This is a genomic window from Devosia sp. Root105, from assembly GCF_001424865.1.
Lineage (GTDB): Bacteria > Pseudomonadota > Alphaproteobacteria > Rhizobiales > Devosiaceae > Devosia_A.
Genome location: NZ_LMCR01000017.1, coordinates 64250 through 77828, shown reverse-complemented (window position 1 = coordinate 77828; position 13579 = coordinate 64250). Strand labels below are relative to the sequence as shown.

Annotated in this window: 12 protein-coding genes; 1 reads left to right on the top strand and 11 read right to left on the bottom strand. The window is 65.3% G+C overall.

Translation table 11 applies throughout. The features are described 5' to 3' along the window. The first annotated feature begins 87 nt into the window (after window positions 1-87). Complete coding sequence (pip, locus tag ASC68_RS18875) at window positions 88-1023, top strand: prolyl aminopeptidase (protein WP_248310565.1); 936 nt, start codon at window positions 88-90, stop codon at window positions 1021-1023. Here the strand turns inward: pip and ASC68_RS18870 are convergent. From ASC68_RS18870 to ASC68_RS18820, 11 genes are all read right to left on the bottom strand, one after another. Further along, the gene (locus tag ASC68_RS18870; protein WP_055882752.1) at window positions 1020-1907 is read right to left on the bottom strand and encodes a siderophore-interacting protein; all 888 of its coding nucleotides are present in this window, start codon (window positions 1905-1907) and stop codon (window positions 1020-1022) included. The genes pip and ASC68_RS18870 overlap by 4 nt on opposite strands. Window positions 1908-2055: 148 nt before the next feature. Continuing rightward, on the bottom strand, window positions 2056-2829 hold the full coding sequence (locus ASC68_RS18865; protein ID WP_055882750.1) for an exodeoxyribonuclease III: 774 nt from the start codon (window positions 2827-2829) through the stop codon (window positions 2056-2058). Between the two features lie 19 nt (window positions 2830-2848). Then, a complete protein-coding gene (locus tag ASC68_RS18860; protein WP_055882748.1) occupies window positions 2849-3493 on the bottom strand; it encodes an alpha/beta fold hydrolase in 645 nt (214 codons plus the stop codon). After that, window positions 3493-4572 (bottom strand): tetratricopeptide repeat protein, encoded by a 1080-nt coding sequence (locus tag ASC68_RS18855; protein WP_055882746.1) that lies wholly within the window; start codon window positions 4570-4572, stop codon window positions 3493-3495. The genes ASC68_RS18860 and ASC68_RS18855 overlap by 1 nt, the downstream gene beginning before the upstream one ends. A gap of 55 nt (window positions 4573-4627) precedes the next feature. Further along, the gene (locus ASC68_RS18850; protein ID WP_055882744.1) at window positions 4628-5275 is read right to left on the bottom strand and encodes a DUF4304 domain-containing protein; all 648 of its coding nucleotides are present in this window, start codon (window positions 5273-5275) and stop codon (window positions 4628-4630) included. A 44-nt stretch (window positions 5276-5319) separates the two neighbouring features. Then, a complete protein-coding gene (locus tag ASC68_RS18845; RefSeq protein ID WP_055882742.1) occupies window positions 5320-6219 on the bottom strand; it encodes a Ku protein in 900 nt (299 codons plus the stop codon). Window positions 6220-6228: 9 nt separating this feature from the next. Continuing rightward, window positions 6229-8697 (bottom strand): DNA ligase D, encoded by a 2469-nt coding sequence (ligD, locus tag ASC68_RS18840; RefSeq protein WP_055882740.1) that lies wholly within the window; start codon window positions 8695-8697, stop codon window positions 6229-6231. A 183-nt stretch (window positions 8698-8880) separates the two neighbouring features. Continuing rightward, window positions 8881-9894, bottom strand: a complete 1014-nt coding sequence (locus tag ASC68_RS18835) for a LacI family DNA-binding transcriptional regulator (protein WP_055882738.1) — start codon at window positions 9892-9894, stop codon at window positions 8881-8883. 21 nt (window positions 9895-9915) lie between these two features. Beyond that, complete coding sequence (locus tag ASC68_RS18830; protein WP_055882737.1) at window positions 9916-10932, bottom strand: ABC transporter permease; 1017 nt, start codon at window positions 10930-10932, stop codon at window positions 9916-9918. Beyond that, complete coding sequence (locus ASC68_RS18825) at window positions 10929-12503, bottom strand: sugar ABC transporter ATP-binding protein (RefSeq protein WP_055882735.1); 1575 nt, start codon at window positions 12501-12503, stop codon at window positions 10929-10931. The genes ASC68_RS18830 and ASC68_RS18825 overlap by 4 nt, the downstream gene beginning before the upstream one ends. 92 nt (window positions 12504-12595) lie before the next feature. Next, complete coding sequence (locus ASC68_RS18820) at window positions 12596-13543, bottom strand: substrate-binding domain-containing protein (protein ID WP_055882732.1); 948 nt, start codon at window positions 13541-13543, stop codon at window positions 12596-12598. Window positions 13544-13579 lie beyond the last annotated feature (36 nt).

Here is a 13579-nt window from a genome sequence, read left to right as displayed (position 1 = left end):
CGGAACCAGCCCGCGAGGCGGATGGTTGGGTCCCTGCTTTCGCAGGGATGACATCGAGTGTGTTTCGCAGATCGAGGACGCTTCTTCGTGCCGCTGGACGACTTCACTACCACCCTCGCCACCCTCCGCCTCCCCGTCGGCGACGGGCACGAGCTCTACATCGAGACCCTCGGCGCCGCCGACGGCATCCCTGCGGTCTACCTGCATGGCGGGCCTGGCAGTGGCTGCCAGCCGGCGCACCGCCAGCTCTTCGACCGCAACCGCTTCCGCGCCGTGCTGTTCGACCAGCGCGGCGCCGGCCGCTCCACCCCGGCCCGGTCACGCGAGGCCAATACCACCGCCCATCTGGTTGCCGACATGGAGCGCATCCGCATGCATTTCGGCTTCGAACGCTGGCTGGTGGTCGGCGGCTCCTGGGGCGCGACGCTCGCCCTCGCCTATGCCGAGGCGCACCCCGAACGGGTGCTCGGCATTGTGCTCCGCGCCACCTTCCTCGGCACCCGCGCCGAGCTGGAATGGACCTTCGGCACCGGCCTCTCGACCTTCTATCCAGCGCTGTACGAGGATTTCCTCAGCCTCCTCACGCCGGAGGAGCGCCTCTCGCCGGTCGACCGCTATTTTCGGCGCATCCTCGACCCCGATGTCGCAGTCCACGGCCCGGCGGCTCGCGCCTATAGTGATACCGAGCGCATCCTCTCCGAAGTGCGCCCGGCAACGACGCGCCTGGATTTCACCCCGTCGAGCCGCATCCCGGCGACGGCAGTGATGGAAGCGCACTATTTCAGCCATGACAGCTTCATGGCCCCCGACCAGCTGCTTGCCAACGCCCACCGCCTCGCCGGCGTCCGCGGCATCATCGTCCAGGGCCGCTACGACCTGCTCTGCCCACCCCGCACCGCCCACGCCCTGGCGGCGATCTGGACCGACGCGGAGGTGCGGGTGGTCGACAATGCCGGCCATTCGCTCAGCGACCCAGGGATTGCCGAGGCGGTGACGGCGGCGATCGGCAGCTTTGTGGACTAAAGCCCGAACTTCTCCATCACCGCTTCGACATCGTCGCGCACGTCCTGCGCGTCGCGGCCGGAGCGCCACAGATCGTCGATCTGCTTTTTCACCGCCGGATCGAGCGCACCCCAGTTGCGCTCCCATTCGGCCAGCTTGTCGGTCCAGTAGCCGGTGATCGAGTAGCGCGTCGCCGGCCATTTCAGCTCGTGCCGCAAGTATTTGCGGATCGGCCGCACCGTCTTGGCTTCCGAGGCCACCCAGACATAGACCGAGCGGTCGGCCGGGAACGTCATCGACTTCACCGCGTCTCCGAGCTGACTCGCCGCGATGCCGTTACCGGCGCCGTAAAGCCAGACGATCTTCAGCTTGGCCTTGCTTTCGAACTGCTGCTCGTGGCTCTTGTCCGGCACCTCGACGATGACCCGCGCCTCGACATGCTCGGCGAGCCCCTCGAGCAGCCGGCCCAGTGCTGGCAGCCCGGTGGCATCGCAGACGAATAGCTGCCAATCCGCATCGGCGGGCGCCTCGTAGATGCCGTAAGGCTCGCGCAGCACGATCTCGTCACCGGGCTTGGTCGCCTGCGCCCATTCACTCGCCCTGCCATTCTCGTGCACCACGAAATCGAGGTCGATCTCGCCATCGCGGAAATAGCGGATGGTGTAGCACTCGCAATGCGCCGGCTTCCTGCCCTCGGGATATTTCCAGAACCCCTGCGCATCCACCTCGGGCAGCACCAGCTCGCCAGTGACGAGGTCGGGGAAGAACAGCCGCACATATTCGTCGCCGACACCGGTCGATTTCAGCGCCTCGATATCGGGTCCGCCCAGCGTCACCCGAACCATGCCCGGCGTCACCATCTGCCGGCCAATGACCGTGCCCTTGATCAGCTTCAGCGGCGCCATCGTAGAACCCATCGCTTAGAACAATGGGGAATGCGCTACTAATTCTGACGTTTACAGTCAACTTAAACGTCGGTGTGGCAACCCCGCGCCGGTCTGCCTTCTCCCACAAGGGGGAGAAGGCCACTCGGCTACCGCCGGTGGCTCCTCATCACACCTTCAGTTCGATCCACACCGGCGCATGATCGCTCGCCCCATCCTCACCGCGCACCTCGCGATCGATCCCCGCCGCCCCGAGCTTCCGCACCAACTGCTTGCTCAACAGCATATGATCAAGCCTGAGCCCGGCATCGCGCGGCCAGCGGTTCCGCATATAGTCCCAGAAGGTGTAGAGCGTCGCATCGGGGAATTTCTTCCGCAGCGCGTCGGTCCAGCCCTGGTCGAGCAGCCGCTGGAACTGCTCGCGGCTCTCCGGCTGCACCAGCGCGTTGTCGCGGTAGGAGGTGGTGACGTAGATGTCGCGCGGCTCGGGCACGATGTTGTAGTCGCCCGCCAGCACCACCGGCACGCCGCTGTCGAACAGCTCCGCCGCGTGCGCGATCAGCCGCTCGCCCCAGCTCAGCTTGTAGTCGAATTTCGGCCCGGGCTGCGGGTTGCCGTTGGGCGCATAGAGCGAGGCGATCACCAGTCCGTTGACCGCCGCCTCGATGTAGCGCGCCTGCGTATCCTCGGGGTCGCCCGGCAGCGACTCCTGCGTCAGCACCGGTTCGACGCCCTTGGCAAGGATGGCGACGCCGTTCCAGCTCGCCTCGCCCCGCCACACCGCCCCGTAGCCGGCATTGGCCAAAGCCGTTGCCGGGAACTGGTGATCCCTCGCCTTCAGCTCCTGCAGGCAGACCACATCGGGCTCGGCCTCGTCCAGCCAGGCGAGGAGATTGTCCAGCCGCCGGTTGACGTTGTTGATGTTGAACGTCGCGATCTTCAATACCGACCCCGAAGCGTTTCTAGGGCGCGATGCGCCCGACCCAGGCCGTGACGCTGTCGGCCACTGTCTTCAGGTGGTCGGCGGTCGAGAACCCCGAAATAGCCTTGCGCGGCTTCAAATCATGGTCGCCATCCTCGAGCCACTTCACCTCGATCGTGGGCGACAACCCATAGGTCGCGACCTCATCCGGCACGCCGAACTCGTCGCGCGTGCCCTGGCAGATGAGCGCCGGGGTCTTGAGCCCGATCAGGTGCTTGGTGCGCAACTGCGTCGGCCGCCCCGGCGGATGAAAGGGATAGCCGAGGCAGAGCAGCCCGGCGATCCGGCCCGCCTCATACTCGGCATCGGCGATCATGCTGGCGACCCGCCCGCCCATCGACTTGCCGCCGATCAGCAGCGGTCCGGTGGTCGGTCCGAGATCGTCGATCGCCGCGACATATTCCGGCATCACCGTTTCGGCTTTCGGTGGCGGCCTCTTGCCTGCTTCGGTCCGCCGGCCCGCCATGTAACCGAACTCGAAGCGCACCACCCGGAAGCCGGCCGCGGCGAGCGCCTTGGTGGTGGCGTTCATCGAGGCCGAGTCCATCGGCGCTCCGGCGCCATGCGCCAGGAGGATCGTCACCCGAGCATCCTCGGGGCCGTCAAAGAGAAAACTGGTCGTCATCAGCCAGCCGATTTCCGTGTGTGAAGGTCCGCATAGGCGATACCGCGCGAGGCGGTCTTCGCCCACTCCGAGTCCTGGTCGAGTTCGAGATAGCGCACCCACCAGCGCCGCGCTTCGCCGAGGTTGCCGGCGTCATATTCGAGCGTTGCGAGGTTGTAGATCGCATCGGCATAGTCGGGGTCGATGTCGATCGCCGTCTGCAAGTGCTGGCGCGCGATGGCAATCTTGCCCTCCTCGCGCAGCAATCCGGCATAGTTGAACCACGCCTCGACGAAATCTGGGTCGCGCTTGATCGCCTGCATATAGGCGTTCGCCGCCTCGGAATTGTCGTTCGCTGCTTTGAGGCAATTGGCGCGGTTATAGGCCGCAACGGAGTCGTTGGGGTCGATCGACAGGCAATGCCCGTAGAGCACCGCCGCCTCGGCAAATAGCCCTGCCGCTTCCGCCGCCTCGGCGAGCGAAAAATACTCCTCGGATTCATCCTCGATCGGCGCCAGCGCCAGCAGCCGCTGTCCATCGAGCTCGGCCGGCTGGTCGCCGATCAGTGCCCGGATGCGCTTTGGCCCACCCGGGTGCAACGACATCGCGGTCAGCGACTGCACCGGTCCGGAGCGATGCACCGAGCGCGCAATCGCCCCCCAGGTGGCGCCGCCAGCGAGCAGCCCGGCATATTTGCGCGACAGGATCAGGTCGCGGAACGAAAAGGGTTCGGCGTGATGCTCGAACGCGTCGAACAGCACCAGCAGATCAAAGGCGCGGGCATCGAGCTTACTCTGATCGAGAAGCGACTGGCGGCTGAGGTTGGATTGCTCGGGCGCGCTCAACAGCCCCAGCCAGCGCAGAAAGCCGTTTTCGCTGAGGAGCGTCGCGTCGGTTTCGCGCAAGCTCGCGACTTTGGCCTCGATCTCGGCGTCCGACAGCTTGTCCAGCAGTGTGCGGCCCAGCACCAGCGTGCCGGTATGGCGGGTCAGGCCACGCCGCAGCCGGCTGCCCTTGGTCCCCATCGCCCGCGCCGCCAGCCGTCGCGGAAACGCACTGAGCGCTCCCACGATACCGACAGTGCTGTCCGATTTCCGCATCAGCTGATTCTACGTTCGATCTATGGTGATTTGCTAGTGCCTCGCTGAGACCCAGTTAAAGCCCAAGTCGTGCGGACAATCCCTCAAGGTAGCCACGATGCAAAGGTTGCTCGGTCAGGTCAGCCTGTTTTTTTAGGAGGTGTCGTGCGTCGTCGACCCGACCAAGCTCAGTTAAGATAATGGCTGCAACCACTCTGGGGGGACCACCAGCGCCGTAGATCGGACCATCTTGCAGTTCCGCAATCATCGCCTGCCGTTCGGCATGCCTTTCGAAGAATGGCATCGCATAGCGCTCGAGATATGTTGCGATGTCTCCGTACAACTCGGCCGGACCATCAATCGGCCATACGCCGGTTCGGCCGAATGGCCACAACTCGGTCAGATCACGACGAACACAACAATCAATTTCGCCGACAGCCACCTTGGTCGGCTGCCAGTAGTGCAGGTGCTTTGCCACCTCCGGCACGTAGACACCCAAGCCGACGCTGAACGTGCCATACAGGTTGTGTCGGAAGCCCGCGATCTCTGGGGTCCCTGGCGGGTCGGACCGAGTCATTGTGACTTGGACGACATGGACGATCCCGTCTTCCGTCTTCCGATTGAACGTACGGCCGCGCGACCCGAACCCTTCCGCTTTCAGCAATCTCCGGATCGGATCTATCGCGTCATCGAGACGTTTGGCCAACTCTGACTTGATTGCCATCGTCTCGCCGTCACCACCCCGGGGATCCCAATGCTGTTGCCTAGCTAGGCCTTCTTCTTCGCCGCCGCAGGCTTCGAGGCTGCCGCCTTCGACGCCGCCACCGCTTCCTTCAGCGATGGCTTCTTGGCCGGCGCTGCCGGCTCGGCCTTGGCCTTGCTCGGCGCCGCGGGCTTCGCCTGCCCGAGGCTCGCCTTCAGCGCATCCATCAGGTTGATGACGTTGCCGCGCTCCGGCGCCGCCGCGATGATCGGCTTGTGACCCTTGAGCTTCTCGCGGATCATCTGCATCAGCGCGACTTCGTAGCGATCCTCATAATCCTTGGGGTTGAATTCCTTGACCTTCTGCTCGATCAGCTTTTCGGCGAGATCGAGCATTTCCTGGTCCGGCTTCACCTCGGGAATGTTGCCGAAATACTCGGCCGTCCCCCGCACTTCGCTCGGGTTGCGCAGCACCGTGACGAACATGCCGTTCTCCCGCGCCCCGATGGTGATCACCCGCTCGCGGTTGGTCAGCACCAGCCGCGCGATGGCGAGCTTGCCCGATTGCCGCATCGCTTCGCGCAGCACGGCAAACGTCTCTTCCGCCATCGCCCCATCCGGCGCCAGGTAATAGGGCGCGTCCTGGTAGATGACGTCGACCTCGTCTTCGTCGACGAAGGCCTCGATGTTCATCGTGTGGTTGGATTCGATCCGCACCGCTTCGAGATCGCTCTCGTCGATGATGATGTACTGCTTGTCCTCGTACTCATAGCCTTTGACGAGGTCGCTGCGCTCCACCAGACCCAGCTCAGGATCAACCGGTTTCATGTTGATCCGGTTATGGGTGTCCTTGTGCAGCTGGTTGAAGGTGATCCGCTCCGACGCGCTCGTCGCCGGATACATCTTCACCGGACAGCTGACCAAACTCAGCTTGATATAGCCTTTCCAGCTTGCCCTGGGTGCCACCTTCGTCTCCTACGCGCGCGTACTACGTCCAGCCTTGGATGATGCAGGCAGAGGGCGGGCTGACAGGTTAATCTCGGCCCACGGATCGCCGGACGTGGTTAATAATCCCGGAAGCGTAGAGTAGTTCAAATCCACCGGAGCGTCGATGCTTTCGAGGTCGCGCCAGTCGAGCGGCGTCGAGGCCGGCATATTGGTTCGCGCCCGCAGCGAATAGGGCGACACCGCTGTGGCGCTGCGGGCGTTGCGATGGATATCGATGAGGATACGGCGCTTGCGGTTTTGCGCCCCGATGGTGGTGACGAACGTATCGGGCGCGGTCTTCGCCATCGTCGCCGCCATCTCGCCGGTCACCGCGTGCACCTGCTTCCAGTTCTGCTTCGGCTCGATCGGCACCACCAGGTGCAGGCCCTTGCCGCCCGAGGTCTTGACGAACGGCACCAGTCCGAAGGCCTCGAGCTCACCGCGCAGGTGCACCGCCGCTTCCACCACTTCGCGGAACTCGATCCCCTCGCCCGGGTCGAGATCGAAGGTCACCCGGTCGGGCTTGTCGAGATGCGTCAGGTGGCTGCCCCAGGCATGGAACTCCACCACTCCGAACTGCGCCAGCGCCAGGTAGCCCTTGGCGTCTTCGATGGTGAGGTAGGTCTTGTCCTCCTCGTCGGAGTTCTGCGTCTCGAACACGTTGATCGAGGGCGGCATGCCCTTGAAGGCGTGGCGCTGAAAGAAACAGTCCTTCGGCAACCCGGTCGGGCAGCGGAACAGCGACACCGGCCGGTTGAACAGATGCGGCAGCATGAAATCGCCCACCGCCGCGTAGTAGACGGCGATATCGAGCTTGGTCGGGCCGCTCTTGCCGAACAGCCGCCGCGTCGGGTTGGTGATCGAAATCGAGGCGAGATCGGCATCGGTGATCAGCCGCTGCCGCGGTGCCGCCGAGGCCGTGAGCTCAGTCTCGATCAGCCCCTTGAACACCGAGTGCCGCAACAGCTTGTCCGAGGTGATGTTGGCGTAGTGCACCTTGCAGCGCAGCACCGGCTGCACCCAGATGATGTCCTTGGGCGCCCCCTCGAGTTTCAGCGCCGGATCCTGCAACGGCTCGAGCCGGCGCAATAGCTGCGCCAGCATCGGCGCATCGAACCCGGTGCCGCATTTGCCGCGATACTCGAGCTCGCCATCGACGAACTCGGCCAGCGCCAGCGAGGCCAGCCCTTCGGCAGCCGCCGACACGGTATAACCTGCTATGACGAAATCACCGACCGGCTTCGCCTTCACCTTCACCCAGGTCGTGGTCCGCCCCGACTGGTAGGTGGCGTTGGTCCGCTTCGAGACGATGCCCTCGAGTTGCAGTTCCGAGGCCCTTTCGTAGAGTGCCGCGCCGTCGCCCGCGACATGGTCGCTGAACTGGATCGCCGAGCGTCCACTGATATGCCCGCCCAGCATCTGCGCCAGCAGTTGCTTGCGGTCGGTCAGCCCTACTCCCCGGAGGTCGTAGCCATCGAGATAGAGCAGATCGAACGCATAGAAATGCAGCTTGCTGCCGGCGCCCTCCGACAGCGCATCCTGCAGCGCCGAGAAGCGCGAAATGCCCCGCTCATCCAGCACCACGATCTCGCCGTCGATGATCGCCTGCTTGACCGGGAGCTTCGCAAACTCCTTGGGCAGGTCGCCATAGCGCTTGGTCCAGTCGATGCCGCTGCGGGTAATCAGCTTCACCTTGCCGTCGATCACGTGGGCGATAGTGCGGTAGCCGTCGAACTTGATCTCGTGCACCCACTGCGCCGCCCGCGTCTCCTGCGGCGGCTCGGTCGCCGAGGCGGCGAGCTGCGGCTCCACCTGTTCCGACGGCGGCACCTTTACCGCGCCAGTGACGCCCGCGGCCTTCAGCAGCTTGATCGGTTTCGGCTTCGCTGCCTCCAGCAACTGCTCGGTGGTCAGCCCCGACTTCACGCTTTCCGGCCGCTCGGCAAGGATATCGGTCTCGGTATCGACGGCCGGATCGTGCTCCTTGAACAGCAGCCAGTTTTCCTTGTCGTTATCGCCCGGGCGGCCCTTGAGCTTGGTCAGCATCCAGCCGCCCTTCAGCTTTTCGCCCCATAGCCGGAACTTGAAACCGCCCTTCCTGAGGCCCGCGTCGACATCCTCCATCGGCGCCCAGTCGCCTGTGTCCCAGACGATCATCGGCCCGCCGCCATACTCGCCTTCGGGGATCACCCCCTCGAAGTCGATATACTCGATTGGGTGGTCCTCGGTGTGCACCGCCAGCCGCTTGTCGGCCGGGTTCAGCGACGGGCCGCGCGGGACTGCCCAGCTCAGCAGGACCCCGTCATGCTCGAGGCGGAGGTCATAGTGATCGGCGGTGGCAGAATGCTTGTGCACCACGAAGCGCGTACTGCCGGACGCCACAGCGCCACCGGCGGGCTCCGTGGTTTTGGAGAAGTCGCGTTTCCCGCGGTACTTATTGAGCTTGGTCTCGGCCATGGCGGGAAGCTAGAGCATTTCACGATTGAATTGCAGTGCTTTGGCCCCCAAAAAGGCCCCTCACCCGGCCTGCGGCCGACCTCTCCCTCGAGGGGAGAGGTGACGATGTGGCACGATCATGCCCCTGCCCACCTCTCCCTGGGGGGAGAGGTGGGCAGGGGCGCAGCGGCGGGTGAGGTGGCCTTAGCCAGCACCGCCCAACCGCCGAGCCGACTGCCGGAAGATCAGTTCGGGCTTCAGCTGCGTGCTCCGCGGCAGCGGTACGCCGCGATCGAGGTGGTTGATCGCCGCTTCCGCCGCCTGCGCCCCGAGGTCGGCGATCGGTTGCCGCACCGTGGTCAGCGGCGGGAAGAAATGCGCTGCCGACTCGATGTCGTCATAGCCCACCACCGAGATTTCGCCGGGGATCTCGACCCCCGCATCGTGCAGCCCATGCAGCAGCCCGATCGCCATGATGTCGCTCAGCGCAAAGATCGCCTCGGGTCGCGGCCCCGGTCGCCCGAGGATCTGGCGCGCCGCTGCGAGCCCGCCATCCATGGTGAGGTCGGTGCGGACCAGCCAGTCCCCGTCGAGCGCAATGCCATGCGCCGCGAGCCCCGCCGTCAGCCCGGCGATGCGATCGACCATACGCGGGTGGCTCTCGGGCCCGGAGACGCAGACGATGTGCCGGAAGCCGGCTTTCGCCAGATAGACTCCCACCAGCCGTCCGCCTTCAATCGAGTCGTCGGAAAATACCGACGCCACCGTGTCGGCTGGCGCATCGATCGCCACCACCGGCACCCGCTTGATCTGTCCGAGCCGGCGGAAGAACTCGGGGCTGGCATTGGTGGTCATCACCACCACCGCGTCGACCCGCTTGGTGAACAGCGTCCGCATATAGGCGACGAGGTTGGTCGCCACGTCGTCGGTGTTGCAGATCATCAGCGTGTAGCCATGCTTGAAGCAGGCCCGCTCCACCCCACGGATCACCTCGCCGAAAAACGGGTTCGAGGTGGTGGTGACAATCATCCCGATGGTCCGCGTCCGGCTCGACTGCAGGGCGCGCGCCACGTCGGACGGGAAATAGCCGAGATCGGCAATCGCGGCGTTGACCCGGCGGGCCGCATCCTCGCTCACCGGGCGGGAGTTGTTGATCACATGGGAGACGGTCGTGAACGAGACGTTCGCGCGTTTGGCAACGTCCTTGATGGTGACCATTGCTGCTCCCGGGAACCCGTCCTAGCTGCGTGACCTCGACTTGAGCCAGCGGTCAAAGGCCACGGCGACGATCAGGATCAGGCCGATGACGATGGACTGCGTGTAGGACGAGACGTTGTTGAACTGCAACCCGTTCTGCAGCACGCCGATCAGCGCCGCGCCAACCACAGTGCCGCCGACGCTGCCGATGCCGCCGAACAGCGAGGTGCCACCGATCACCACCGCCGAGATCACCGTCAGCTCGTAGCCGATACCGGCCACTGCCTCGGACGAATTGAGCCGCGCCGAGAGGACGAACGCCGCGAGCCCGGCAAAGAACCCGACGATGACATAGACCGAGATCAGGATGCGATCGACGCGCAGCCCCGAGAGCCGCGCCGCCTCGGCATTGCCGCCCACCGCGTAGACCGCCCGGCCATAGCGGGTGTAGCGCAGCACCAGGTGGCAAAGCAGCGCCGCCACGGCAAAGATGATCACCGGTACCGGCACCGGCCCGACGAGGCCCGTGCCGAACCAGCGCATCGAGGCATCGAACCCCGAGATCGGCCCGCCATTCGAGAGGGTCAGCGTCAGTCCGCGGAAGATCGTCAAGCCGCCCAGCGTCACCACAAAGGGTGGCACCTTCAGCCGGGTAATCGCCAGCCCCTGCACGCCGCCGGCCAGCGAGCCGACGATCACTGCAGCGAGCAGCGCCGCGAACCAGCCAAAGCCTTGCCCGCCGCCGGCCGATAGCGACATCGAGTTGGCCGTGCCGCCCTTCGCCACCACAGCCGCCACCATGCCGCAGAAGGCGAGGAGCGAGCCGACGCTGAGGTCGATGCCGGCAGTGAGAATGACGAAGGTCATCCCCAGCGCAATCAGCCCGGTGATCGAAATCTGCCGCATGATGTTGAAGACGTTGATCGGGTCGATGAAGCTCGGCTTCAACGCCGTGAACACCACCACCAGCGCCAACAGGAACAGCAGCGGCCCGAAGCGCTTCAGGATGCCGAAGGTGTTGGGGCCTTTCTTTTCGGCGGGTTCGGTTGTCGTCGTCATCTGGTCTCCCCCTGCCGCTGGTCGAGCGCCATCAGCGCCATCAGTTTTTCTTCCGTCGCGTCGAATGCCGGCATCTCGCCAGTGATCCGCCCCTGCCGCATGGTGACGATCCGGTCGCTCACCGCCAGCACCTCGGGCAGTTCGGACGAGATCACCATCACCGCGATGCCGCGTGCCGCGAGCTGCACCAGGATCTGATGCACTTCCGCCTTGGCCCCGACATCGACGCCGCGCGTCGGCTCGTCGACGATCAGCACTTTGGGGTCGCGCGCCAGCCAGCGGGCGAGGATCACCTTCTGCTGATTGCCGCCCGACAGCCCATCGATCGATTGCTCCGGCGAGGCCATGCGGATGGAAAGCGCCTTCTTGTATTCGGCCAGCGCCGCGCGCTCCCTGCCCTCGGCCATCAGCCCCAGCCCGTTGGAATAGGCCCTGAGCGCCGCCACCGAGAAATTCTGCAGGATGCCCAGCATGGAGAAGATCGCCTGGTGCTTCCGATCCTCAGGTACCAGACCGATGCCCAGTTCGATCGCATCGGCGGGCGAGGCCGGCGCAATCGCCTTGCCATCGAGCGTCACTGTGCCTGCCGCGATCCGGTCGGCCCCGAAGATGGCGCGCGCCAGCTCGGTGCGGCCGGAGCCGACCAGCCCGGCCACGCCGAGAATTTCGCCGGCCTTGAGATCGATATCGACGCCATCGAGCACGATGGCATGTGGCGCCTCCGGGTCGCGCACCGTGCGCAAGCCCCTGACGCTGAGCCGCACCGCGCCGGCGGCGTTGCGCTGCGTCGGCCGCGCGTAGAGTTCCGATGCCGCCCGCCCCACCATCTTCTCGATGATCTGCGGGATCGGGATCGGCGTGTCGGTGCGATTGAGATGCCCGGCGAGCCGCCCGTCGCGCAGCACCGTCATCCGGTCGCAGATCGCCGAGGCCTCCTCGAGCCGATGCGTCACGAACATGATGGCGACGCCCTCGGCGCGCAGCTGCTTCATGATCCGCAGCAGCTGGCTGACCTCGGTCTCGGTCAGCGCCGAGGTCGGCTCATCCATGATGATCAGCCGGCTTTCGAGCGACAGCGCCCGGGCGATTTCCACCAGTTGCTGCTCGGCCACCGACAGCGCCGACACCGGGGTGTCGGGGTCGATGCCGAGCCCCACCCGGGCGATGATGCCGGTGGTCTCGCGCCGCATCCGCCGCCAGTCGATAATGCCGAAGGCCCCAAGCGGCGCCCGGCCGATGAAGATGTTCTCGGCCACCGACAGCGTCGGGATCAGGCTCAGCTCCTGATAGATGGTGACGATGCCAGCGCGCTTGGCTGCATCCGGGCTGTGCGGCCGGTAATCTGCGCCATCGAACACGATGCGCCCGCTGGTCGGCGGCTGCGCCCCGGAGAGAATCTTTAGGAGCGTCGATTTGCCCGCGCCGTTCTCACCGAGCAGCCCGAGGATTTCTCCCCGCCGCACCTCGAGTGAAACGTCGTTGAGCGCCACAACGCCGGCAAAATGCTTGGAGACGCCGACCACTTCGAGAAGCGGCTGCGCGAGTTGTTCCGCGGCGGCAACTGCAGCCATCGGTCCCCTCCCGATAGTTAGTGCCCCTGGCGCACCAGCAGTGGCGATGCTTGCACATCGCACCACTGGCGCGCCAGTTGGCGGGAGGAAGTTTACCCGGCTTCGCCGATGCGCTCGGCCTTGTCGAGATTGTCCTTGCCGATGACCACGGGGGTCAGCAGCACCAGCTTCTCGGCCGGCTCGGTCTTGTCCTTGGCGTAGGCCACCGCGATCCGCACCGCGGTGCGCGACTGCTCGCCCGGGAACTGCTCGACGGTGCCGGCCAGCGTCCCGTCACGCACCGCGACCAGCGCTTCGGGCAGCGCGTCGAAGCCGTAGATCTTCACGTCGGTGAAGCCACGAGCCGCGCAGGCCTCGATGGCGCCAAGCGCCATGTCGTCATTAGCGCAGATGATCGCATCGGGCTTGCCGTTGGCGGCAAGGCCCGCCTCGGTGACCGACAGCGCTTCGGCGCGGGCGAAGTTGGCGGTCTGCTCGAAGATGATCTGGTACTTGTCCTTGATCGGATCGATGACGTTGTGCACGCCCTTGTTGCGATCGATCGCCGGGCCGGCGCCGGGCTGGCCCTGCAGGTGGAAGATCTTCGCGCCGTTGGGGAAGGCATCGACCAGCGCCTGCGCTTCGGCCTCGCCACCCTTGACGTTATCGGCACCGACATGGGCGAGGATGCCCTCGACCCCATCGACGCGACGATCGATGGTCACCACCGGCACGCCGGCCTGCACCGCCTGCTCGATCGCCGGCGCCAGCGCGTTGACGTCGAGCGGCGAGATGACGATGGCGTTGACCTTCTGGACGATCGCCGCCTCGATATCGGCCGTCTGCTTGGGCGCCGAGTTCTGGCCGTCGCTCTCGATGATGTTGACGCCCTGTGCTTCGGCCTCAACTTTGATCTGGTTCAGCATGTGCACGAAGAACGGGAAGCCGAGACTGGGCACCGAGCCCAGGATGGTCAGCTTGTCCTGCGCGAAGGCAGCAGGAGCAGCAACGGCAAGCGCGCTTAGCGCCACCGAAGACAACAGGAAACTGCGTCTATCCATGAATCTATCCTCCTCTGAGCGCCCGACGCGGGTTGT